This window comes from Luteitalea sp. (genome assembly GCA_009377605.1).
In the GTDB taxonomy this organism is placed as follows: domain Bacteria; phylum Acidobacteriota; class Vicinamibacteria; order Vicinamibacterales; family Vicinamibacteraceae; genus WHTT01.
In genome coordinates, this window is sequence record WHTT01000026.1 from 1 (window position 1) to 23,241 (window position 23,241).

Annotated in this window: 20 protein-coding genes; 14 read left to right on the forward strand and 6 right to left on the reverse strand. The window is 62.4% G+C overall.

Going from position 1 to position 23,241, the window contains the following annotated elements; genetic code table 11:
* The 9 genes from GEV06_10775 to GEV06_10815 all read left to right on the forward strand — a co-directional run.
* Window positions 1-1,039, forward strand: a 1,039-nt coding sequence (locus tag GEV06_10775) for an exosortase-associated EpsI family protein (GenBank protein MPZ18380.1), incomplete at its 5' end; no start/stop codon positions are given.
* Complete coding sequence (locus GEV06_10780; GenBank protein ID MPZ18381.1) at window positions 1,036-2,475, forward strand: hypothetical protein; 1,440 nt, start codon at window positions 1,036-1,038, stop codon at window positions 2,473-2,475. The genes GEV06_10775 and GEV06_10780, both read left to right, overlap by 4 nt.
* A gap of 7 nt (window positions 2,476-2,482) precedes the next feature.
* Window positions 2,483-3,622 carry a glycosyltransferase gene (locus GEV06_10785; protein MPZ18382.1) on the forward strand — a complete coding sequence of 380 codons (1,140 nt, stop codon included), beginning with the start codon at window positions 2,483-2,485 and terminating at the stop codon, window positions 3,620-3,622.
* Window positions 3,561-4,796 (forward strand): glycosyltransferase, encoded by a 1,236-nt coding sequence (locus GEV06_10790; GenBank protein MPZ18383.1) that lies wholly within the window; start codon window positions 3,561-3,563, stop codon window positions 4,794-4,796. Before GEV06_10785 ends, GEV06_10790 begins: the two co-directional genes overlap by 62 nt.
* Window positions 4,797-4,802: 6 nt before the next feature.
* Window positions 4,803-6,224, forward strand: coding sequence for a hypothetical protein (locus tag GEV06_10795; GenBank protein MPZ18384.1), 1,422 nt, complete (start codon window positions 4,803-4,805; stop codon window positions 6,222-6,224).
* Between the two features lie 6 nt (window positions 6,225-6,230).
* On the forward strand, window positions 6,231-7,379 hold the full coding sequence (locus GEV06_10800) for a hypothetical protein (GenBank protein MPZ18385.1): 1,149 nt from the start codon (window positions 6,231-6,233) through the stop codon (window positions 7,377-7,379).
* On the forward strand, window positions 7,372-8,901 hold the full coding sequence (locus GEV06_10805) for a glycosyltransferase (GenBank protein ID MPZ18386.1): 1,530 nt from the start codon (window positions 7,372-7,374) through the stop codon (window positions 8,899-8,901). Before GEV06_10800 ends, GEV06_10805 begins: the two co-directional genes overlap by 8 nt.
* Window positions 8,902-8,974: 73 nt before the next feature.
* Entirely contained in the window at window positions 8,975-10,252 is a 1,278-nt protein-coding gene (locus GEV06_10810; protein MPZ18387.1) for a hypothetical protein, read from the forward strand.
* 10 nt (window positions 10,253-10,262) lie between these two features.
* On the forward strand, window positions 10,263-11,279 hold the full coding sequence (locus GEV06_10815; protein ID MPZ18388.1) for a polysaccharide deacetylase family protein: 1,017 nt from the start codon (window positions 10,263-10,265) through the stop codon (window positions 11,277-11,279).
* 42 nt (window positions 11,280-11,321) lie between these two features.
* On the opposite strand, the gene GEV06_10820 is transcribed toward GEV06_10815, so the two are convergent.
* The 6 genes from GEV06_10820 to GEV06_10845 all read right to left on the reverse strand — a co-directional run bounded on the left by GEV06_10820 (window position 11,322) and on the right by GEV06_10845 (window position 18,350).
* Window positions 11,322-12,719: a hypothetical protein gene (locus tag GEV06_10820; GenBank protein ID MPZ18389.1), complete on the reverse strand. Its 1,398-nt coding sequence runs from the start codon at window positions 12,717-12,719 to the stop codon at window positions 11,322-11,324.
* 24 nt (window positions 12,720-12,743) lie between these two features.
* On the reverse strand, window positions 12,744-14,378 hold the full coding sequence (locus GEV06_10825) for a glycosyltransferase (GenBank protein MPZ18390.1): 1,635 nt from the start codon (window positions 14,376-14,378) through the stop codon (window positions 12,744-12,746).
* Complete coding sequence (locus tag GEV06_10830) at window positions 14,021-15,127, reverse strand: glycosyltransferase (protein MPZ18391.1); 1,107 nt, start codon at window positions 15,125-15,127, stop codon at window positions 14,021-14,023. The genes GEV06_10825 and GEV06_10830 overlap by 358 nt, the downstream gene beginning before the upstream one ends.
* Window positions 15,124-16,107, reverse strand: a complete 984-nt coding sequence (locus tag GEV06_10835) for a hypothetical protein (protein ID MPZ18392.1) — start codon at window positions 16,105-16,107, stop codon at window positions 15,124-15,126. The genes GEV06_10830 and GEV06_10835 overlap by 4 nt, the downstream gene beginning before the upstream one ends.
* A gap of 78 nt (window positions 16,108-16,185) precedes the next feature.
* Window positions 16,186-17,559, reverse strand: coding sequence for an ATP-binding cassette domain-containing protein (locus GEV06_10840; GenBank protein ID MPZ18393.1), 1,374 nt, complete (start codon window positions 17,557-17,559; stop codon window positions 16,186-16,188).
* Window positions 17,560-17,576: 17 nt separating this feature from the next.
* Window positions 17,577-18,350 carry an ABC transporter permease gene (locus GEV06_10845; protein ID MPZ18394.1) on the reverse strand — a complete coding sequence of 258 codons (774 nt, stop codon included), beginning with the start codon at window positions 18,348-18,350 and terminating at the stop codon, window positions 17,577-17,579.
* A gap of 424 nt (window positions 18,351-18,774) precedes the next feature.
* On the opposite strand from GEV06_10845, the gene GEV06_10850 reads away from it, so the two are divergent.
* The 5 genes from GEV06_10850 to rfbC all read left to right on the forward strand — a co-directional run bounded on the left by GEV06_10850 (window position 18,775) and on the right by rfbC (window position 23,227).
* Window positions 18,775-19,803: an NAD-dependent epimerase/dehydratase family protein gene (locus GEV06_10850; GenBank protein ID MPZ18395.1), complete on the forward strand. Its 1,029-nt coding sequence runs from the start codon at window positions 18,775-18,777 to the stop codon at window positions 19,801-19,803.
* Window positions 19,800-21,041 carry a methyltransferase domain-containing protein gene (locus tag GEV06_10855; protein ID MPZ18396.1) on the forward strand — a complete coding sequence of 414 codons (1,242 nt, stop codon included), beginning with the start codon at window positions 19,800-19,802 and terminating at the stop codon, window positions 21,039-21,041. Before GEV06_10850 ends, GEV06_10855 begins: the two co-directional genes overlap by 4 nt.
* Before the next feature lie 10 nt (window positions 21,042-21,051).
* Window positions 21,052-21,837: a glucose-1-phosphate cytidylyltransferase gene (locus GEV06_10860; protein ID MPZ18397.1), complete on the forward strand. Its 786-nt coding sequence runs from the start codon at window positions 21,052-21,054 to the stop codon at window positions 21,835-21,837.
* A 49-nt stretch (window positions 21,838-21,886) separates the two neighbouring features.
* Window positions 21,887-22,582 carry a PIG-L family deacetylase gene (locus tag GEV06_10865; protein ID MPZ18398.1) on the forward strand — a complete coding sequence of 232 codons (696 nt, stop codon included), beginning with the start codon at window positions 21,887-21,889 and terminating at the stop codon, window positions 22,580-22,582.
* A gap of 120 nt (window positions 22,583-22,702) precedes the next feature.
* Entirely contained in the window at window positions 22,703-23,227 is a 525-nt protein-coding gene (gene rfbC / locus GEV06_10870; GenBank protein MPZ18399.1) for a dTDP-4-dehydrorhamnose 3,5-epimerase, read from the forward strand.
* Window positions 23,228-23,241 lie beyond the last annotated feature (14 nt).

Here is a 23,241-nt window from a genome sequence, read left to right on the forward strand (position 1 = left end):
CTACCTCACGTTTCCCGATTGGCTGCGTCGTTGTCTGCTCGTTGCCTTCGGCCTGGGCATCGCGATCGTCGCGAACCCCGTGCGGGTGGCGCTCATCGGCGTCTTCTCGCACTTCGGTCTGAGCACGGACCTCCATGGACCGGGACACGTCTTTCAAGGTCTGTTCGTGGCGGGCGTGGGCTACGTCGCCCTTCTGTGCGGCGTGGCGGTCCTGACACGATGGTCTCGTCGTCCAACCGTCCAGCCGGTTTCGGACGTCGTAGCGCAGGCTCTTGGACCTGCCGAGCCGGTTTCGGAGGCCGTAGCGCAGGCCTTTAGGCCTGCCCACGAGGTTGTGGAGGCAGGCAGGCCTAAAGGCCTGCGCTACGCCCTGCGCTACAGCCACAGGTACGACGTCGGTGCGGCGTTGGCAATCGGTCTCCTACTGTCGGCGAGTGCGTTCCAGCCATCGTCGCTTGCGGCCAGGTCCGATCCCGCGGATTGGCTGGAGAAACTGCCGGCCTCCATTGGCACTTGGCAACGGGTCGAGAAGGCAGGCGACCGCCCGAGGAACGCGCCGCGCGTCTACCGCAATCCATTGGGACAGCAGGTCGAGCTTCGCTTCGCGCCAGTCATCCGGAACTACGACACAGGCAGACCTGCCTGGTGGGATCGCGTCATGCTGCAGGCGACGCCGCTCTCACTCGATCTCGCGGGCGCCGAGGTGGTGACAATCAACCGGGCCCACGATGCTGCTGGCATGCGTCGGATCCCTGTCTTGTACTGGTACGACGTCAACGGCCGTGTCTCGAGCGACCGAATTGCCGCCAAGGTCCACACGATGTGGCATCGTTTCACGGGACGTGGTCGACTACCGGTTGCGGTGTTCGTCAGGCCAACCGGTGAGGGGCACAGCGACCAAGAGGTGATCGGAGTCGCGACGGCGTTTGCACGCGACCTCGTCACCGCGCTACGTGCCCCTCTCGAGCTACAGTCTGCGGCTGTGCAAACGGATTCATCACGCTCACCTGAAGGGAACCCGACCGCCCCAGGTCAATGATGACGACAACCGCCCTCGCACCATCTCGCACTGCTGCTGCACCGCTCGCCCACAAATCTGTTGAGTCGAGCTTCGTGTTGGAGCTCGCGTTCAAGCTCTATCTGCTCTTCATGGTGAGCTGGTTCATGCACTTGCCAGCACGAGTACCTGCGCTCGGTCCGCTGCGCATCGACCTGCTGCTGGTCGTCGCAATCGCCGCCGCGATCTTCACCAGCGCTAGAGGATCGATTCAGCTGCTGGACACCCGCATCAATCGGCTGTTGATTGCTCTTTTCGCCTTTGCCATCGTCACGCTCCCGTTCGTGGAATGGCCGGGCAGCGTGCTCAAGAACGGCATCCCAGAGCTCGTCAAGGCCGTCGTCTTCTACTACTTCACAGCGCTGCTCGTGACGTCGGAGCAAAAGCTCAAGCGTGTCCTCTTCGTCTTCGTCGTCTGTCAGGCGCTGCGGGTCATCGAACCGCTCTATCTGCACATAGCACACGGTTACTGGGGCTCGGCCGCTCACATGGGCGGTGCCGATTTCCTCAACCGGCTTTCTGGTGCACCAAGCGACATCATCAACCCGAACGGCCTCGCCGCCGTCATCGTCACGGTGGTGCCGTTCCTGCACTACTTGTGGACCCAACGGCTGTCTGGGCGAATCGCGTATGTCGGCTTGATGCCACTGCTCCTCTATGCCTTGACGCTCACCGGCTCTCGCTCCGGGTTGGTGGCGCTTGCGGCAACCTTCGTGGTGATCTGGCTCCAGAGTCACCGTAAGGCTCTCCTCGCGCTCGCCGGCGTCGCGGTCGTCATACTTTCGATTCCCCGCCTTTCGGCGGATCTCCAAGATCGCTACCTGTCGATCGTCGATCAGAACACCAGGAATTACTCGACCGCGAATCACCGCGTGGAGGGAATCAAATCTGACTTCCGTGTGGCGATGCGGAGGCCGCTCTTCGGCTACGGACTCGGGACCTCCCGCGAAGCCAATGCAAACTTTGGCACCCACGATCAGCCGTCTCACAATCTCTTTACCGAGGTTGCACAGGAGCTCGGATTCGTTGGCATGATGTTGTTCGCGGCGCTGCTCGTTTCAATCGGGATCAGCGTTCGGCGGGCACTCCGCACACTGAGGGCCTCACCATCGGCGAACCTCCTCTTGATTCGCCTGTGCTGCGCGTTGCAAGTGTGGTTCGTCGTGAACATCCTGTCCAGCATGTTCACGTACGGCCTATCGAGCAACGACTGGTATTTCATGGCCGGTCTCGCGAACGTCATGACGTTCCTGCTTTCCAGGTCGGCCGAGACGGAACCGAACGCGCCGGCGATGTCTCCCATCCCATCAGCGCCCTTACGCGTCAACACGGTTTTGTCACCGCGCCTGGCCAGAGCTGGACGGGCCCAGCCGGTTCGACCGGCACAACGCTTCTTTGCTCGCAGCGCGAGGCCGTAAGTCGCCCATGCAACCGGTCTTCTGGACCCTCGTCGCCGTTCTCGTCTACATCTACGCGGGCTATCCGCTCGTGGTATGGCTCGTCGGCCGTCTTTTCAGTCAACCGGTCCAGAGGCGTGACCAGCTGCCAACTGTCTCGATCATCATTGCCGCCCACAACGAAGAGGCGACAATTGAGCGAACGCTCGAGAACAAGCTGGGCCTCGACTACCCGCGCGAGCAGCTGGAGATCATCGTCGTATCGGACGGCTCGACCGACGAAACCGATGACATTGCGGCCGGCTTCGCGTCGCAAGGCGTTGTCTGCCTGCGGCAGGATCCGAGAAACGGCAAGACGGCGGCACTCAATCTCGCCGCCCAACGGGCCACCGGCGAGATTCTCGTCTTCGCTGATGCAAACTCGTTGTACGAGCGTGCGGCGGTCCGTCATCTCGTCGCGAACTTCGCGGATCCCAGCGTGGGCTACGTCACGGGCACGCTGGCGTACCAGAGCAGCGACGGCTCGATGACCGCCAGCGGCTGCGGTCTGTACATGCGTTACGAGAACTTCATTCGCCGCTCGGAGACTCGCGTGGGGTCGGTGGTCGGCGTCAATGGCGGTATCGACGCGGTGCGTCGCTCGCTGTACGAGGCGATGCAGCCAGATGATCTGCCCGATCTCGTTCTGCCATTGCAGGTGGTGAAGAGCGGATACCGTGTCGTCTACGAACCGGCCGCGATGCTCGCCGAGCATGCCTTGGGCACACCGGAGGACGAATATCGGATGCGGGTCCGCGTGTCGCTGCGATCCCTCTGGACCATTGCCGACATGGCGGGCTTGCTGAACGTGCGACGGTTCGGCTTCTTCTCGATTCAGCTCTTCTCACACAAGGTGCTCCGATACTTGGCCTTTGTCTTCATCTTGCTGCTCTATGCCTGCACGTTGCTCCTCTGGAACAGCGGCCCTCTCTACCAGGCGACGTTCGTGGCGCAGACGGTTTGCTTCGTCGCTGCATTCTTCGGGTATCGCGCTGCCAGGCGAGGCGTATCGAGCCGCTTCTTGGCGATGCCGTTCTACTTCGCGCTCGTCAACTGTGCAGCGCTCCATGCGGCCTGGAAATTCCTCAGAGGCGAGCGCCCGCGTATTTGGACGCCGCGCCTTGGATGAGTCCATGACAGCCACGGCGCCAGCGAAGGTCGTCTATCTCATGGATTTCTATCAAGGGCCACAGGCCGGCACGGAGATGCAGCTCTTGGAGCTGCTGAAGGGCCTGGACCGAGCGCGATTCGATCCGTCGCTGGTGGTCTTTCGACCGACGCCCTTTGTCCAGGCGGCCGAGTCGCTTCCCTGTCCGGTCAGCGTCCTTGGCGTTCGGCGCCTCGCGTCGCCGCGCACCTGGGTGCGCCTCCCCGCCTTTGCGCGCGGATTGAGGCGATCTGGCGTACGGCTAGTCCACATCTTCTTCAACGATGCGTCCATCATCGCTCCTGCGTTCTGCCGGCTGGGCAGCGCCCGTACTGTCGTCGGCCGACGCGACATGGGCTTCTGGTATACACCATCCAATCTGCGGCTGCTGCGAATCAGCAATCACTTCGTCGACGCCGTTGTCGCCAACAGCGAGGCCGTCAAGGCCAACGTGCACCGCTATGAGGGCGTTCCCCTCGAGCGGATCGCGGTCCTTCGTAATGGGCACGACCCGGCGCGCTTTCATGTCCAAGCGGAGCCACACTTCCGCGAGCGGCTTGGTATCGGCTCGAATGACCCCGTGATCGGCATGGTGGCCAATCTCCGCCCAATCAAGCGCCACGAAGATCTGTTGCGTGCGTTCGCTGCCGTCCGCGGGCGCCACCCGCGCGCACATCTGGTGTTGGTCGGAACGGGTCCTACCGAGCGTCCGCTCCAGGCGCTCGTCGGCGATCTGGCGCTGACCCATTGCGTTCATTTACTGGGCGCGGCGACCGATGTCATTCCGATCATCAAGCACTTGGACGTGGGCGTCCTCTCATCGGAGAGTGAAGGCCTCAGCAACGCCATCCTCGAGTATCTGGCGTGCGGAAGACCCGTCGTCTGCACACGTGTTGGTGGGAACCCGGAGTTGGTGGCCGACGGCTGGAACGGCTTTCTGGTTGAGACAGGAGACGTGAAGGCCATGGCTGACCGCATCGATCGCCTGTTGTCCGACACCGCTCTGGCGCAAGCAATGGCCAGACGCGCGACGGAGACGTTTCGCTCGCAGTTCACCAGCGAGAGCATGGTGGCCGCGCACATGGAGCTGTACGACCGGCTTCTTGCCATGCCCGCTCGGATGGCGTCTCGGTTGCCCGTCGGCGCGCCTAGTTAATCTGGTATGGTCACGAGTAGATTCCTGCGATCGGCTGCGCATGATGTCTTGTCATGGCGCGACGGCATGAGCGGCTGGCGGACGGCACGGCATTCGTTTCGCGCGCTCCTGGCGGCTTCTCCGGATGAGGTTGCACGACAGCAACAACTGAAGCTCACGCAGCTCTTGCAGCACGCTTACCGCACCGTGCCCTACTATCGGGAAGCCTGGACTGCTTTGGGCTTTACGCCTACATCCGCCACGACCGCGGCGGAATTGGTCGGCCTACCTCTCCTATCGAAGGAGGTCATCCAACGCGAGCGAGCGCGTCTCACATCCCAGGCGGTTGCGACCGACCAGCTCGACCTCGACTGCACGAGCGGGACCACGGGGAGCCGTACGTCGTTCTACCGTGACCGCGCGTGCCGGGTGGCGCGCGTCGGACGCCAGTGGGGCATTCTCGAGCACTGCGGCTACCGGCCGGGCGACCGGCGTGGCCTGATCTGGGGCGTCGCCGCTGATCTCTCTCCCCGCAACGCCGCCCAGACGCTGAAAGCGCGCTTCAGACGGTTTGCCCGAGCCAACGAGTCCATCTATTGCCGCGTTATGAGCCGCGACGACATGCTCGATTACCATCGACGGCTCCGTCGGTTCAGGCCAGCCGTGCTCTACGGCTATCCCAACGCCATCGAGCAATTCGCCAGATTCGTCCAGCGCGAGAGCTTGGCGCGGATTGATGTGAGCCGCATCTTCTGCACCGCCGAGCAGCTGCATGAGAGCCAACGCGCGCTGTTCGAGCAGGTATTTGGCGGCGAGGTCTTCAACTTGTATTGCTCTCGCGAGCATGGTTGCGCAGGCTTCGAATGTCGCAGACACCGCGGTTTGCACATCGATGCGGGAAGTGTGTTTGTCGAGATTCTCAAGAACGGTCAACCTGCACAGCCGGGCGAGTCCGGCGAGATCGTCATTACAGACCTTCTCAATTTCGGGATGCCCCTCGTTCGCTACGCGACTGGCGACCTGGCTACCAGAGCGGCGGAGCCCTGCGACTGTGAATGTCCTCTCCCGTTTGTCGCCGCTTTCGATGGCAGGCAATCCGACGTCCTGTATCGACCAGATGGGTCGGTTGTGGCCGGAGTGCTGCTCTCGCACCTCTTCATGGATCATCCATCGATACGCTTCGCTCAGTTCGTTCAGGAAGAGCGTACTGCCCTCGACATCTATCTCGTGGTAGAGGATGGTGGACCCACGCATCTTCAGGGTGCGGTGATCGAAGAGACGCGGCCAGTCATGGGACCCGATGTGGTTATTCGTGTTCACTTCGTGGCGGACATTCCCCGTAATCCCCGGTCAGGCAAGTTCCAGCAGGTGATCTCCAAGGCGGGGCCACCCTCTCGACGGAGCGGCTTACAGGAACGCGCAGCTCAGGGCGCTATGGTCCGGCGTTGATTGGTGATGACGAAACTTGACGCAGACTTTTCCCTAGCGCTGGTTGGCGACCTCAGCTTCGAGGGCCCGCGGGCGGACCGGCCTACGCCAGAGTGGTTTGGGGCGATCGCACCAACGCTCCGCAAGGCGGATCTCACCATCGGCAACCTGGAGTCTCCACTCGTCGAGGGCGGCATCGCGATCCCCGGGAAGTGCACGCTGCGTGGAACGACCAAGTGGGCGAGCGTCCTTCGGGAAGCAGGCATCGGCCTCGTCACGCTCGCAAACAACCACACGATGGACTACGGCCCGGACGGGCTCCGCAGCACGATCCAGGCGCTCACTGAGGCAGGCATTCAATTCGTTGGCGCGGGGCTCGACAGCACGCAGGCATGCGCGCCTGCGCTGGTCGATGTCCGTGGTCTGCGCGTCGCCTGCCTCGGCAGAACGGCGGTCATCGTCGACGCGCCTACCCGCGCTGGTCGTAGGACACCCGGCATCGCATGGCTGGACCACGATGAAACCCGCTCCGCAATTCGCCGGTGCCGGCAGCAGGCCGATCTCGTGCTTCTTCTCCTTCATTGGGGCTTGGAGGAGTACCGCTATCCGTCTCCTGCTCAGCGTCGTCTTGCTCGGGACCTCGCGGGGGTAGGTGCCGACGTCATCGTCGGACACCACCCTCACGTGGTGCAAGGAATCGAACGAATAGGCTCATCGGTGGTGGTGTACAGCTTGGGGAACTTCCTCTTCAGCAACTTCGAGTGGCAGTATCGGCTGAAGAATGGACTGCCGGTGAAGACGACGTCCATCCTGGCCGAGGAAAATCGTCAGGGACTTCTGGTCCAGCTCACCCGCTCACCCGATCGCCGGGTCGCCCTGCAGCTACATCCTACGCGTATCGATCCACAACACGGTGTGCAGCTCGATCCCGCCTTGACAAGAACGGACGAGATGCACGCGTTATCAGGTGCGTTGGACAAAGCGTTGTACCGCCCGTGGTGGTACACGTACGCGGTGCGGCGTGAGTGGGCCCTTCGGCTAGGTCGAACGCTGTCACTCAGACGGCTGCTCACCAGGTTGCACAAATTACGGCTGCATCACTTGCTCGAGCTCGTCGCATCCTTACGCCGCTCCACCAAGATCGTGTCCGAAAGGTCGACGAATCCTTATGAGTAATCTCGCCGCGCCACCACCGGCTGAGCGTGAGCCAGCGCGCGAACGACCGCCTGCGGAGGGCATCGACATGTCTTCGCGCACCGCGGCGCCGGAAGCCATGCATCCAAAGCGTGACGGTCCTCGTGACGCCGACGCGAAGGGCGTGCTCATGATCTCCTACGCCTTTCCGCCTGCGGCCTACGTCGGAGTACATCGCACACTCAAGTACTGCAAGTATCTCCGCGAGTCCGGCTGGCGACCGCTCGTCATCACGATTGATCCGAAAGCTGTCCTCGTTCAGGACGGTCGGCTTGCCAACGAGCTACCTCCGGAGATAGAAGTTTTTCGAACGCGCGACATCGATCCCGCGAAGTGGCTGGTCTCTTGGTCGTCCCGAGCATCGCGCAAGGAGGTCACGGCGTCGCCCGAAGCTCAAGAGCAGTTTCCTCGGCCGGATTCTTCGGCGGTCACGGGCGTCCTCACCCGAATCAAGCAATTCGTCAGGAAGGCGATCCTCGAGTCGCCTGACTCGCACATCTTCTGGATCCCGTTTGCGTTCGTCAAAGGGATCCGGGTCCTCTTGACCCGACGCGTCGACGTCATCTATTCGTCTTCGCCGCCCCACTCGAGTCATCTTGCGGCATGGTTGCTCTCGAAGTGCTTCCGCAAGCCTCACGTCGCAGACTTTCGCGATCCATGGTTCGTCGAGGGCTCGAAGCGCACGGGACCCTCTAGCGGGGTCTTCACGGGGCTTCAAGCAACGCTGAAACGGCAGCTCCTGGAAAACGCCGCCAAGATCGTGTCGGTTTCCCCCGGCGAGCGGAACGATCTGCTGGAGGAGCTCCCGCTCCTTCCTCCGAGCCGCGTCGAGGTCATCACGAACGGATACGATCCGGATGATTTCTCCGATATCCCCACACCCGCGCAGCAAGATCGCCCCTTCACCATCACGCATGCAGGGACGCTCTATCCGGAAGTCGGGCGCGAGTTCTTCGAGGCCATCGAGCGACTCGTCACGACGCGCCCCGACATCGGCCGACAACTGCGCGTGAACCTCCTCGGGAAGACGGCGCCGGAATATCAGAGCGTGATCGAACGTCTCGCACGCCTGGGCGTGGTCAACGCTCTCGGCTTTCAGCCACATCGCACCGCGCTCGCCTGGACGCACAAGAGCGATGTTCTGCTCATCCTTCTTGGCGGCAACTTCTTCCTTCCGTCGCACGTGCCGGCCAAGACCTTCGAGTACCTGTTTCTCGGGAAGCCGATCCTCGCGGTCGCACAGCCCGGTGACCTCACGGACATCCTGACGAAAAGCGGCCTCGGCATTACGGTGCCACCGCATGATGTGGCAGGGCTCGCCGCTACAGTTGAAGGACTCTTGACCAGTTTCCGAACGGGTCGGCTGGGCGTGCAATCCGACCAGGCCTACATCCGTCGCTTCGAGCGCCGCCGGCTGACGCAAACTCTGGCCGGACTGCTCGATCAAGTGCTCGCCGACCGGCGGCCGAAATACCAAGGCCGCGCCCCGCAAGGAGCACGTTGACATGGATGCGGCGGCCTTGCTCATTCGACACGTGCTTTTTCCCGCCTGGGTGAAGAGGAATCGGAGTGCGCGTTTGTCGTATCTCCGCGAACTCGAACGCTCGCAGTTTCAGTCCGCGGACGCGCTGTCCGAGCAGCAGTGGACGCTATTCCACGCTCTTCTCCGTCATGCCTTCGACCACTGCAGCTTCTATCGGAAGAAGCTCGTCGCCGCGGGAATCACTCCGGATGACATCCGCACGCCGGACGACATCACCAAGGTACCAACGACGTCGAAGCAAGAGATACAGGAGTCACTCGATGAGCTTATCGCCGATACGACGCGACGCGATGTCCTCATCAGGGACATGACCGGGGGCTCGACCGGATCTCCCCTTGTCTTCTACTACGACCGCGATCGCCTCGACACCAGGGTCGCTGCTACGCTGCGGCACAACCGCTGGACGGGCTGGGACATCGGCGACAAGATGGCCGTGCTCTGGGGGGCGCGACGCGACGTGAGCGGCGCGACGTCGGTCAAGACGCGCGCGCGGACGTGGGTTATCGACCGCCGCATCATGCTCGATGCTTCGGCGATCGACGAGGCGCGGATGCACGCGTTCTGTCGCGAGCTGCGCGTCCACCGCCCCCGGTTTATACTCGCCTATGCGAATACAATGGCGCTGTTCGCGCGGTTCGTCCGCGACGTCGGCAAAGCGCCGATACGCCCACAGGCTATCATCTGCTCCGCCGAGGTGCTGACCCCGGAGAACCGTGCCCTCATCGAGTCGACGTTCGGTTGCCCCGTCTACAATCGTTATGGATCTAGAGAGTTTGCGGTGATCGCATCGGAATGTCATCTCCACCAGGGTATGCACATCAACGCGGAGAACCTTCTCCTGGAGGTTCTGGCCGGAGGCGCAGGCTCGGAGGACGGTGAGCTGGTAATCACCGACCTCAGGAACTATGCCATGCCGATGATTCGTTACCGCACGAGGGACGTCGGCCGACTCACGGCGACGCCGTGTGGTTGTGGGCGCGGATTACCGCTGCTCCAGCTCTCGGGCGGACGGAGCACCGACTTTCTCACAGCAATTTCCGGCCAGAAGGTTTCCGGCATCGTCATAGCGACATACGTCATCACCAATATTCCCGGTATCCGCCAGATCCAGTTCGTGCAGCAACGAGCGGATCGCGTGCGAGTGCGGCTTGCACAGGGCCCCGAGTGGTCAGGTGAAGCGGCGCAACAGCTTACTGCGCGTGTTCGGAGCTTTCTGGGTGAGTCGATGGCAGTCGACGTCGAGTTCGTAAACGATATTCCGTCGGAACAATCGGGTAAGTATCGCTTTTCCGTGTCAACACTTTCGGCCTGAACGCCTGGTTATGAATAACCTCTTCGCCGCGGCTCTTCGCTGCAGTGGAATCTTTCCTGTCGCGACGCTGCTCGCACGCAGAAGCCCGCGCATTCTCATGTATCACCGGTTCGGTGAGCAGACACGAAGCCCCTGGCCGGACCGCGCTATCTTCGAGCGACAGATCCGCTATTTGCGTTCGAAGTTCCAGGTGATCTCACTCGCTGAGCTCACCGAGTCTCTAGCCGCCGGGAGCCCGCGGCAGAACGCGGTCGTGCTGACCATCGACGATGGGTACGAAGACTTCTATAGCGTGGCGTACCCCATTCTCAGGAAATACGACGTTCCCGCTACGTTGTATGTGGCAACCGATTTCATCGATGGACACACCTGGCTATGGCCGGACATCGTCGCCTACATTCTCCAGCGGACGACGCATCGAAGCTGGACCTCCAATGGGCGCGTACCGAAACAGACCTACGACCTGACGGTTGCAGCCCAGCGTAGGGCCGCATGGAGCAGTATCGGCACGGGATGTGTCGAGATGGGCGTCTGTTCACGAACGGCGCTGCTCCAAGACTTGGCGATGGAGCTCGGCGTCGACGTGCCACCTCGCCCAACGCCAGAGTTCAAACCGCTCAACTGGACACAACTTCGCGAGATGGCGGCACACGGGATTGAAATCGGGTCGCATTCGTGCTCGCACGCGCGCCTCACGCTTTGTTCGCCCCAGGAGCTCGACCACGAGGTGCTCGACTCCAGACGTCGAATCGAGGAAATGCTGGACGGGCCCGTGCGGTCGTTCTGCTATCCGTTTGGCAAGCCCGCGGACGTCAACTGGTCAGTGAGGCAGGCCGTCATAGACGCCGGCTACGGCAACGCCGTCGTCGCTTACTCAGATGCCGACTTGACCGATGACCTCTTTGGCTTGCGACGTTTTGGTATCGGAGCCGATCTCGATCACTTCCGACGCATCGCCTCAGGAGCCGCGGTGGTATCGGCAAAGCTTCGTCGGCTGTCCCGCTTCACCAGCCCACAGCCTGGTTAGAGAAGGTCGCTACGTCTCTTCAGCGCGCGCCCGGCCCGCCCCCTACCGGTCGGTCGCACGCAGTAACGAAACGACAGCGCGGAACTTGCCGCTCGATTCCTTGGGAATCTCAGACACGACCTCCAAGTCGATACGTAGCTCGTTTCCAGTGCGCTTGCGCAACTCGTAGAGCAATTTCTCTCGCCGTACTTCCGAAAATGCGTCGACGAGGACTAGCTTGACGACCAGCCGGTCGAGGCTAGGCTGGACGATCTGAGCCTCGCGAATGCCGTCCAGCTGACCGAAGACGGGCGTCAGTCGGCCAAGCGGACGGCCAGACGGGGTTACCAGGACGTCATCGATCCTGCCCAAGATCTCCGCAACCATCGGGAAATTACGACCGCAGGGACAGGACCCGTCGCGAAGCACCACACGGTCCCCCAACCTGTACCTGAGCAACGGCATCGCACGATTCACGAAGGTCGTGCAAACAGCATCCCCAGGCGTTCCAGCCGGCACGGGCTCCCCGTCTGGCCCGACGACTTCCAGAAGACCGTGTTCTGGATGGACGTGGTAGCTCCCTCTCTCACACTGCGACACGAAGTGAACCATCTCCACTGACCCGTACTGATCGATCACGTTGGTCCCGAACGCCTGCTCGATCGCTCGTCGCTGGTGCGGAAGCAAGGTCTCGGCGGTCGTAAAGACGGCACGCGGGCGAATGTCGGTGACCCCCCGGTCCAGCACGTAGACGGCAACGGCATGCAAACTCGATGGGTACCCGATGATCTCGGGCGGCTGCAGGCGCCTCAGCGCGTCGCAATACGACGCCAGGTTCTGACGATGGAGATGGTGAGACGAGAAAAGGTAGTTTCGTTGAAAACGGTCGACCCGCCAGAACGGTGGGCGGTCCTGTCCACGTGGACAGACCACCCGACCGAAGAACGTTGCACGATAAGCTTCAGGCGTGATGCCGAACCATGCGCGGAGGCGCACCCAGAACGCGTAGTGTCGCCGGCGGGATGTGATATCGCAGAACACGGTCAACGGAGTACCGGTGGTGCCGCTCGTGCTCAACCTGATCAGCCGGTGTTCGCTGTCCTCCCCAGCGGCTACGAAGTCCGTGGGGGCTAGACGGATCGGCTCCTTCTCCAGGATCGGCAGCTTCGCCAGATCGTGGACGGATTGAACATCGGTCGGCTTCAGCCCGGTGCGCTCGCTCAGACGTCGATAGTACGGCACCCGCTCGAACGCGTGAGCGACAATCGTGCGAAGCTGAGCATCGACATGGTCCTGGAGGTCGGACGCGGACCAGCGCTCCGTTTCTGTCAGCGCTCGCAAGAGCTCGCTGGCTTCTAGGCCCGTGCGCTCACGACGCAGGGTGTAACCCAGTGCACTCACCGCGAGGTTCTGAACCCATACGGGCGATTTGTAGTAGGCGGCCTCCAACAGATGATGCATGACCGTGCTCGGTCCCGCGCAGCGTCAACGTGCGTGAAGCTTTGGAATGAGGCTCTCCAAACCGACCAAGGTTCGTTGAGTGATAGCAGACCAGGAAAGCTGTGAAACGTCGGGCCGCACCTCGCGAGGCTTTCGCACGGCATTGTCCGCCGCGCGCAGGGCACCCGCAATCTCATCGGGGTCTGGACCATTGATCACGGTTGCGAAGGGATAACTGGCCAGGTACTCGCCTGTTCCCCCAGCCGGTGTGGCGATCACGTATTTCTCGAATGTCAGCGCCAACAAGAGCACGCCGCTTCCGTAACTCTTCCTATACGGTACCGCCACAACATCGCTCGCCGCCATCAGATCCGACGTCTCCTGGAGGGAGAGCACACCGGGCACGAAGCGGACCTGACGCTCGACACCGAGTTGATGCGCAAGCGCACGCATTCTCCAGAGCGGGTCGCTTCCAGGCGGACTCGCCTCGGGATAGCCAGCTTCCTGGCCGCAAATGATCAGCACCACGTTTTCACAGCCGGGCCGGCGGAGGGCTTCGAGCACGTTTTCAACACCCTTGTAAGGTCGCACCAACCCGTAGCTGATCGCTACCGTTCGGTCTGTTGGAATCTCGAGCTGCTGGCGTGTCGCCTCTCGTAATCGAGCGGCTGGTGGGTACATCGTGTAGATGCCGAGCTTGGATACGACCGTCTTGTGGGCCGCCTCCGGTGCGAAGCGCTGCAATTCCTCACGCGCGGCTTCGGAGTGCACAACCAAAGCGGCTGCGTGCCGATAGACGCTTCGGTGCCGCTGCAACACCACCGCGTCTGAGTCGCCTTCGTGCGGAAGGACATTGTGCACGGTATGGATCGTTGAAATGCTCAGGGCCCGGCAGAGCTCCCAGAACCGTGTGTCGTGAGCGAAAATGATTGGCCACTGTGTCCACACCGCATCGTACCCTCGAAGCTTGAGCACGAGCACCAATTCCGCCGGAAGTATCAAACGCTTGATCGTAGCTCGAAGCTTGCCTGCCCCCGGTCGCCGCGGCTTGGAAGAAGGCTTGAGAGCGAGCCGCCCAGCACCGGGCTGTCCGTTCATACCGTGGCGAAGTGTCCCCATCTGCTTGACCAGCGGCGAACCCAAGACTGGGAACACCCTATGTCGTCGGGGAAGAGCGATGGTCGGAAGCATCGCGCTGGCACTACAGTAAAGGTCGACAGACACCCCGTTGCTGACCAGCCCCTCCGCAAGCTCGTGGCTGTAGCCACCAATCCCAAAGTCGCCAAGCGGATCGATGAGCGCGATTCTTGAGGATCCGGACACTAGAGATCTCTTTCCGCGCGCGATAGGCCCGGCTTGCCCGTATCCACCGTCGCGAGTTGGGCCAGCGACGAGCCCGCATCTTGCCCTTCGCTTCCTCGCACGACTACACTCCGCACCATCGACTCTGCGAGCCCGCGTCGTCTCGCGTGTCGCCACACACTGCTCAGGGATTGCCCCGGGTTGAGGGCGAGATCCAGCACTCTCGAGATGATCGCACGCGTCAATCGCACACGGCTCAATGGATGACCGAGCTCTCTCAGCTTCTCTCGATGGAATGCGAAGACCTCTCGATCGCGTACCTCGAGGACAAAGCGCGCCAAGAACGCATAGTAGCGTGTGAGGTGCGTCGTGAGGCACTGCTCGCGCTCCGCCTCGGTGAGATAAACGGGACCATAGCGGACGAGATCATCGAGCCTCGCCGGCCAGTGCGGTATGAATCGTCGATACGAGGAAGTCAGAGAGTCGTTGTCGGTACGCGTGAAGCTGAGGACCTGATGCACGAAGCCGAAGTCATGATCCTGCAACACGTCCAGGCAGACTTCCTTGTCCGCATGCAGGTTTGCTTCGTTGAAGAACGCCTGCCGGCTCCGGACGGTGTTCGCACGATACAGCACTGACGTGGGCGTGCCGAACGGATAGACGCCGGCGAGAAGCTTGAGCCGGCACACCTCTCGTCCCGCAACGACCGTGCTCGGGTAAGGCAGACCATACCACCACACCTCTGCGCCGCGAAGCCCATAGGCGCCGACGATGGCCACCGATGGGTGTGCCTCAGCCACCGCCACCATGCGCGACAGGCACTCGGGGAAGAGCCAATCATCCGCCAAGACGAACTTGCAGTACTTGCTCTCGGGCGAAATCTGGCGCGCAGCGATATTGTGATTGGCCATCACCGGTGCAAATGTCGCGTTGCTCACGACGCGGATGCGCGGGTCACGCGCCACGTACTCGTCTGCGATCTCTCGCGTGCCATCGGTGCTGCAGTTGTCGACGATTGTGTAATCCCAATTGGGATAGTCCTGAGCCAGCACGCTCTCGATACACTCTCGCAGATACGGCGCGCCGTTGTAGACCGGTGTGACCACACTCACCCGCGGATTCTTCATGGGGTTGGTCCTTCGCTTTCCCTCCGCCCCCCTACTCGTTCCAGCCAGATCTCTCGCCAGAAGGAATGGATGCTGCGCGGGCAGAAAAGACGATTCGGGTGGATGCTGAGATCCCCCACGCAGGTCGCCCCGTCGAGGACGATGCACTCCGTGGGAAGCGTCAACATCCTGCCGGTTCTCTCATCGATGATGCGCTCGGGCCGCGCGAGCACCTTGAACGTCCGGCCGCAGTAGCGCACCATTTCCGGATCGAAATACAAGCCGCGATTGCGACGCCGTACATCGAGCGTCTCGAGGATCTCCTCCTTTGGCTTGACCCGCACCTCGTCACCAGGGCGAAGCCCGAGGACCGCAACCGGCGTCTTGGTCAGCGTGCCTCGAATGTGTGGATACCTTCGTCCGCCGCGGCGCCGCTGAATGGTGTTGAAGATAGCGATTGCGATGCCGCGCACGATGTCTCCGAGCCGCACGTTCTTCGAACGAACGTCGCGGATGTACTGGCGAACATCCCACCACTTCAAGATCCATGTGGCCCGCAGGAGCTCCGTGGCCTGGCAGGCATATCGCTCCCCCTTTGAGCCAGGATCAGCACCCGAAACGTGCACCGCGCGATGCAGCGCCTCCTCCGTGCATCCTTCAGCTCCCTGCGGAGCCGCCACCTCAAAAGGCCGCACCGCTGGACCTGGCGCCGCGCGTTTCAGCCATGCCTCTTTCCAAAACAGCAGGCACCGCATCTGACATCCACCGTGCGCCTGCCCGTCACAGCGGAGGCCATCGAGGTGAACCGTGTGGTACATCCGCCGCGTGCCGGTTTGCTCGATCGTGTCACACGTCTTGTCGGCCCGCTTGAACACGCGAAAACGCTGCCCGCAGAATTGCAGCATCTCCGGCAGCGCCTCGAGGCGGCCCTGCTCGTCCAGCGTCGCGAGAATCTCGTCGCGGCTTCGCACCTCGACGAGCTCGCCGGCTCGCAGGTTCAGGGCCAATGTCTTCAGCGGACGCCGCCCGGTCATCAATCAGCCTGTCGCGGTCTCCGTCGCCGGCGGCCCCAGCGTGCGCTACGATGCCCGAGAGCCCGACGCTTGCTCCAGAGCGCCCGCTTCCGCCGCAGGGGCCGTCGTGTCGTCGCGGCTCGCGGGCGCCGGGGAAGAGAGGTCGGTCAGGTTCGAGTGCTTCGTGACGTGTGTGCCATTGAGCCGCCACCGTTGAGGGATGTACAGGATCCCGAAGCGAGGGCCAATCACGCGGCCGGACCCGTAGATGTCCGACACGTCGACCTCGATCACCGCACAGTGGGAGAGCGAGTCGTAGACCCTGTGATCCGGTCCTGTAATCCACAGCGACAGGTTGTACCGGTCTGGCAGCAGGTTCAGCGCGTCGATCTCCAGCTCGACGAATCCATCGCCGGCCGGAAGCCACGGGATCTCGACGCCGTGAAGCCAGGTGCTCGTGTCGGTCACGAGCGTGCCGAGCTCGGTGAGGAGCTTGAAGCCGAAACTGGGGCGGCGAACCGGCTTCTCCGCCCGATAGTGAAACCTCAACTTCAGCGCGTCGCCACACCGAATCAGGCTCTTCGGCTGTCCATCCAGTCCAAGGATCTCGAGCCGGGTGTACCTGACGTCACCCTTGCCCCGGCGGCCACCTGTCCAATCGGCCAGGTCGCGCGTGGTCTCCCGGGCTTCCGCGAACACCGACAGATAGGCGTCGATGGCTTCCTTTGCCGTACCGTCCAACCGCACGGCGCCATCCTCTATCCAAATCCCGCGCGTACAGAGGTTTTCTACGGCCGCCATGTTGTGCGACACGAAGAGCACTGTGCGTCCGCCGCTGCGCAGGTCTTGCATCGTATCCAGACACTTCTTCTGGAACGCTGCATCACCGACCGCCAATACCTCGTCCACGATCAACACGTCGGGGTCGAGGTGCGCTGCCACAGCAAAGCCGAGCCGCAGGCGCATCCCGGACGAATAGCGCTTGATAGGCGTGTCGATGAAGCGCTCGACACCGGAGAACGCCACGATCTCATCGAACTTCCTCTCGACCTCCGCCTTGCCCATGCCCAAGATCGACCCGTTCAGGTAGATGTTCTCGCGGCCTGTCAGCTCGTCGTGAAAGCCGGTCCCGACTTCGAGGAGAGCAGCGACACGCCCACGCACGGAGACACTGCCGGCTGTTGGATACGAAATTTTGGAGAGCACCTTCAACAACGTGCTCTTTCCGGCGCCGTTGCGACCGATGATGCCGACCACCTCACCCTCATTCACGCTGAAGGACACATCCTTCAACGCCCAGATGGTTTCGATCTTGGCATTCCGGCGGGGGAACGGCTGTTTGACCATCTTGACCAGCCGATCTCTGAGCGTCGTATCCCGCTGCAGCTTGCCGATCCGGTATTGCTTGGAGAGTCCGTCAACAACGATCTGAGGTGCCATAATGACAATTGCACACGTTAAACAACATCCGCGAAGGTCCGCTCGGCCTTGCGAAAGTAGGTGAGGCCGGCGAGGAACACGGCGACGCCGATCACCAGCGACAGGCTCACGGCTGGCCAGTTCATGTCGCGCCAGGGGTTAACGGCAAACCGGAACGCCTCGACCAGGCCGCTCATTGGATTCAAGGCAAGCAGGAAGTGAAACCGCTCAGGGACGAGGCGTACAGGGTAGATAACCGGCGTCACGAATATGCCGATTTGAACCATGAACGGGATCGCATGCTTGACGTCCCGGTATTTGACATTCAGCGCGGCCAGGAACATGCCGATCCCGAGGGTCATGACAACCAACGGAAGCGCCAACAGGGGCCACAACAGCAGCGACCAACTGAGCGCGATCCCGTGATAGAGGAGTAGCAGGCCGAGCAAGACCGACCCGATGGATAAATCGACGACGCCGGCCAGCGCGACCGCCCCCGGGAGAATGACGCGAGGGAAGTACACCTTCTTCACCAGGCCGACGTTGCTCACCAGGCTGTTGCCGACCTGGCTCAACGTCGACGCGAAGTAGATCCAGGGCAGCAGCCCGCTGAAATAAAAGACTGTAGGCGGTACGCCGGGGTCGATTTCAAGCCTGACCAGTCTCCCGAAGAGAACGGTGAAGACCGCCATCGTGAACAGCGGCTGGATGACCGCCCAAAACACGCCCAACACGGTCTGCTTGTAGCGGACCTTCACGTCACGCCAGGCGAGAAAGTAAAAGAGCTCGCGATACTTCCAGAGTTCTTGCAATCCGACGTCTCCTCGAGGTTTCTCAGGGACTCGCTCCCAATCGCGCCGCCTCCGTCACGTCAGCTCGGCCGGGAGGCCGATCGGAGAGTACTCGGCCAAAGGAGCAGCGACAAATGAGGATAGCACGCGGCGTGCCAGCCTTCGTCGCCCTGGTTGGCGGTTTCCAGCCAGCAGATAGCTCTCTACCAACGTACGACTTATGAACAACTCGCCCTGCGTTCTCTGAGGCCGAATGGGCGTCCCACTGATGACAAAAGTACTCATATGAGGCGACAATTAACAGGCACATGTGTAGGACCCTAGACAACCGCCGGGGCTCTGGCCGCAAACACTCGCCGGCAGTCACGGCGTTCAGTACTGCCGTTTGGCACTCTGCTTGCGTAGAGAGGAGGGGCGAGGGGCGCCTGTCTGAGAAGGAATGTGCATGAGGGTGCTAGTCACCGGACACCTCGGTTATCTCGGCGCCGTTGCGGTCCCAATCCTGCGGAGCGCTGGGCACGAGGTCGTCGGTCTCGATACAGGATTCTTCAGCGAGTGCCATTTCGGCGACTCGAATGGTGAGATTCCATCGCTTTCGCTCGATCTTCGTGACGTCACGCCGCACCACCTCGAGGGGTTCGATGCGGTGGTTCACCTTGCCGCACTGTCGAACGACCCGCTCGGCGATCTGAACCCGGCATGCACCTATGCCATCAATCACCAGGCCTCGGTTGGGTTGGCCCAAGCCGCAAAGGCCGCTGGTGTTGAGCGGTTCCTCTTCTCGTCCTCGTGCAGCAACTACGGCGCCGGCGGAGCCGGGTTCCTGGACGAGGAGGCGCCGCTCCGGCCGCTGACCCCGTACGGTGAGAGCAAGGTGCGCGTGGAGCGGGATGTGGCGGCGCTCGCCAGCAGCCGCTTCAGCCCGACGTTTCTGCGTAGCGCCACCGCCTACGGCGTCTCGCCCATGCTGCGCGTCGACTTGGTGGTCAACAGCCTCGTGGGCTATGCCTGTGCCACCGGCGAGGTGCTCATCAAGAGCGACGGCACACCCTGGCGCCCGCTGATCCACGTCGAGGACATCGCCCGGGCCTTCCTGGCCGTCCTCGAGGCGCCACTCGACATCGTCCACAACGCGTCGTTCAACGTGGGCCAGACGAGCGAGAATTACACAGTGCGGCAGCTGGCAGACATGGTGCAGCAAGCAGTACCTGGGAGCCGGATCGCGTTTGGCGAAGGCGCCGGGCCGGACCAGCGCAACTACCGCGTCGACTGTAGCCGCATCAGTCGCCTCCTGCCGGCGTTCAGGCCGCGCTGGACCGTTGGAGATGGTATCGCCCAGCTCCGGGACGCGTATCGCGCCCATGGGCTGACGCGCGAGGAGCTCCTCGGCGCGAGATACCTCCGCATCTTGCGCATTCAAGAGCTCCTCCAGAACGGCCAGCTCGACACGCAACTCCGGTGGCAACGCCAATGAACGCCAACCACCACGCGTGTCGCTTTTGTGGCGAGGGGTTGAAGCACAGCTTCGTCGACTTGGGCATGTCGCCGCTCTGCGAAAGCTACGTCACGGGGGATCGGCTGGACCACATGGAGCCCTTCTATCCGCTCCACGTGCTCGTGTGCCACCATTGCCTCCTCGTGCAGCTCGGCGAATACGTCGCACCTGACGAGATCTTCTCCGAGTACGCGTATTTCTCCTCATATTCCGATAGCTGGCTCGAGCACGCGCGCTGCTACGCGCGTGCCATGACGAACCGTGTCGGCCTGGGGCCGCACAGCCTGGTCGTGGAGGTCGCCAGCAACGACGGCTATCTCTTGCAGCACTTCGTCGACCAGCAGATCCCCGTGCTCGGCATCGAGCCCGCGGCCAACGTCGCCGCGGCAGCTGCCAGCAAAGGGGTGCGGACCGTCGTGCGCTTCTTCGGACGCCAGCTGGCAGAGGAGCTCCTCGAAGAGGGCGTCCAGGCGGACCTCCTCGTGGGCAACAACGTCCTGGCGCACGTCCCCGACCTCAACGACTTCGTCTCGGGGCTCGCGACGTTGCTCAAGCCAACGGGGATGCTGACGCTAGAGCTCCCGCACCTGCTCCGCCTCATCGAAGGCAACCAGTTCGACACCATTTATCACGAGCATTTTTCCTATTTCTCGCTCCATGCCGTCGAGCGGGTGCTCGGTGCGCACGGGCTGGTGCTCGTCGACGTCGAGGAGCTGCCGACGCACGGCGGCTCCCTCCGTGTCTACGCCCAACGCGCGGATGGCGCCCCTTCGCCGGCGACGGCACGCGTGGCCGCGCTGCGCCGATCCGAAGAGGAGGCCGGTCTGACGAGCCTCGAGACGTACGGCGGCTTCGCGCGGCGGGTCGAGGAGACGAAGTGGCGGCTGGTCGAGTTCCTGATTGCCGCGCGGCGCTCGGGACGCAGCGTGGCCGGCTACGGCGCACCCGGCAAGGGGAACACGCTCCTGAACTATTGCGGCATTCGGACCGACCTCGTCGACTTCGTGGTCGATCGCAACCCGTACAAGCAGGGCAAGTTCTTGCCCGGCACGCACATCCCCATCCACGCGCCAGAACGTCTCGCGGACGAGCGGCCAGACTATGTGCTGATCCTGCCCTGGAACCTCAGGGAAGAGATTGTCGAGCAGCTCGGCTACGTCCGCGCGTGGGGGGGACGGTTCGTCGTACCCATTCCGAGCGTTGAGGTCATAAACTGATGGAGTCGAGATGAAGGTCGTTCTCTTTTGTGGTGGAGAGGGATTACGGCTGCGCGAGAGCGCCGAGACGCTGCCCAAGCCGATGGCGCCCATCGGGTACCGGCCGATCTTGTGGCACGTGATGAAGTATTACGCCCACTATGGGCACAAGGAGTTCCTCCTGTGCTTGGGCTATCGCGGCGACATCATCAAGAACTATTTTCGGAACTACGACGAGACGCTCACCAACAACTTCGTGATTCGATCCGGCCAGGACATCGAGCTGCTCGGCAGGGACACCCACGACTGGAAGATCACGATGCTCGAGACAGGTGCGCGGGCGACGATCGGCCAGCGCCTGCTCGCCGCTCGACCGTACATCGAGCCGGACGAGATGTTCCTGGCCAACTATAGCGACGGGCTCACCGATGCCCCCCTGGATCAGATGATTCGCACGCTGGAGGGCTCTGATGACACGGCGTGCTTCCTCGCGGTGCGGCCGAATCTGTCGTATCACTTCGTCCAAATGGACGAGACCGGCCACGTGCGTGACATCCGCAACGTGAGCGAGTCGGAGATGCGAATCAATGGCGGCTACTTCGTGTTCCGCCGCCAGATCTTCGACTACATCCGTCCAGGAGAAGACCTCGTGCCGGAGCCGTTCAAGCGCGTGCTCGCGGCAGGCAAGCTGATGTCGTACGAGCACAACGGCTTCTGGGCCTCGATGGATACCTTCAAGGATCGGCAGCGGCTCTGGGAGTTCTACGACCGCGGCGAGGCGCCGTGGCAGGTCTGGCGCAACGGGTCACCGGTATGAATGCTTCAGGGACTGGAGGCAATGTCCAGCGCGCGGGAAGTGAGCCGCGATGCCTCTGAGCTGGACGCCGCGCGTGACAGACCGCGCACTGCGCGTGCTCGCCATTGGCGCACATGCAGACGATATCGAGATCGGGTGTGGCGGCACCCTCCTCGCCTGGCTGAGCGACGATGTACCGCTGGACGTCACGTGGGTGGTGTGTGGTGCCAGCGGCAACCGCGAAGCGGAAGCGCGCCGGAGCGCCGATTACTTCCTGCGGCGCGCCTCTCAGCGGAAGATCATCGTGCATGGCTTCAAAGACGGGTACTTTCCGTACGACGGCGCGCGGCTCAAGGACGAGTTCGAGCGCTTGAAGGGCGACATCGAGCCCGACCTCCTGTTCACTCACTACCGCGACGACCGGCATCAGGATCACCGCATGGTTTCGGACCTCACGTGGAACACGTTTCGCCACCACACGATCCTCGAGTACGAAGTGCCCAAGTACGACGGAGACCTCGGGGCGCCCAACGTGTTCGTGCCGTTCGCGCGCGCGGTTGCCGAAGCCAAGGCGCATGCGCTGCTGACACACTTCCCCAGCCAGGCGGTCAAGCACTGGTTCACGGCCGAGACGTTTCTTGGGCTGGCCCGGCTCCGGGGCGTCGAGGCGGCGGCATCCGCCGAGTATGCGGAGGCCTTTTATGTGCGGAAGCTGCGGCTCGAATGTCCTGAAGGGCGTCACCGGCCCGCCGTGCGCGCAGGATAGAGGCTGGCGAAAGCGGGTAATGGCGAAGGGACGTGGCGGGATGCTCAGAGTGCTGCAAGTGAAGGACGGCGGAGCTGACGGATCTCGACATGCGCCCGATGATGAAGGCTTGATTGTCTCATGCGATTCGTGGACACTCCTCTGCCCGGCGCGTACGTGATCGAGCTCGAGCCGAGTCACGATGAGCGGGGCTTCTTTGCCCGTGCGTTTTCCGAGTGCGAGTTCGAGTCTCGCCGGCTCGTGACCCACTACCCGCAGTGCAATGTCTCGTACAGTGAGGCGGCGTTCACGTTGCGCGGCCTACACTACGCAGCGCTTCCGCATCGCGAGGAAAAGCTCGTTCGCTGCACTCGTGGCGTGATTTACGATGTCATTGTCGATCTGCGGGCCGACTCGCCCTGCCGCTTCCGGTGGTTCGCCTCCGAGCTCAGCGAGCACAACCACCGCATGCTGTACGTGCCGGCCGGTTGCGCGCACGGTTTCCTGACCCTCGCGCCGTCGACAGAGGTCTTTTACCAGATGGGGGCACACTATGTGCCAGAGGTCCAACGCGGTGTTCGGTGGAACGACCCGCGCTTCGGGATAAGCTGGCCGCATGAACCGTTGGTCATGTCGGCGCGTGACCGGGACTTCCCTGACTATTGAATGGACGTGAAAGC

Coding starts and splice junctions, on each gene's coding strand:
- GEV06_10815 (MPZ18388.1), top strand. CDS start 10,263: ATGAATAACCTCTTCGCCGCGGCTCTTCGCTGCAGTGGAATCTTTCCT.
- GEV06_10800 (MPZ18385.1), top strand. CDS start 6,231: ATGACGAAACTTGACGCAGACTTTTCCCTAGCGCTGGTTGGCGACCTC.
- GEV06_10855 (MPZ18396.1), top strand. CDS start 19,800: ATGAACGCCAACCACCACGCGTGTCGCTTTTGTGGCGAGGGGTTGAAG.
- GEV06_10840 (MPZ18393.1), bottom strand. CDS start 17,559: ATGGCACCTCAGATCGTTGTTGACGGACTCTCCAAGCAATACCGGATC.
- GEV06_10820 (MPZ18389.1), bottom strand. CDS start 12,719: ATGCATCATCTGTTGGAGGCCGCCTACTACAAATCGCCCGTATGGGTT.
- GEV06_10805 (MPZ18386.1), top strand. CDS start 7,372: ATGAGTAATCTCGCCGCGCCACCACCGGCTGAGCGTGAGCCAGCGCGC.
- GEV06_10785 (MPZ18382.1), top strand. CDS start 2,483: ATGCAACCGGTCTTCTGGACCCTCGTCGCCGTTCTCGTCTACATCTAC.
- GEV06_10830 (MPZ18391.1), bottom strand. CDS start 15,127: ATGAAGAATCCGCGGGTGAGTGTGGTCACACCGGTCTACAACGGCGCG.
- GEV06_10860 (MPZ18397.1), top strand. CDS start 21,052: ATGAAGGTCGTTCTCTTTTGTGGTGGAGAGGGATTACGGCTGCGCGAG.
- GEV06_10865 (MPZ18398.1), top strand. CDS start 21,887: ATGCCTCTGAGCTGGACGCCGCGCGTGACAGACCGCGCACTGCGCGTG.
- GEV06_10790 (MPZ18383.1), top strand. CDS start 3,561: ATGCGGCCTGGAAATTCCTCAGAGGCGAGCGCCCGCGTATTTGGACGC.
- rfbC (MPZ18399.1), top strand. CDS start 22,703: ATGCGATTCGTGGACACTCCTCTGCCCGGCGCGTACGTGATCGAGCTC.
- GEV06_10850 (MPZ18395.1), top strand. CDS start 18,775: ATGAGGGTGCTAGTCACCGGACACCTCGGTTATCTCGGCGCCGTTGCG.
- GEV06_10780 (MPZ18381.1), top strand. CDS start 1,036: ATGATGACGACAACCGCCCTCGCACCATCTCGCACTGCTGCTGCACCG.
- GEV06_10795 (MPZ18384.1), top strand. CDS start 4,803: ATGGTCACGAGTAGATTCCTGCGATCGGCTGCGCATGATGTCTTGTCA.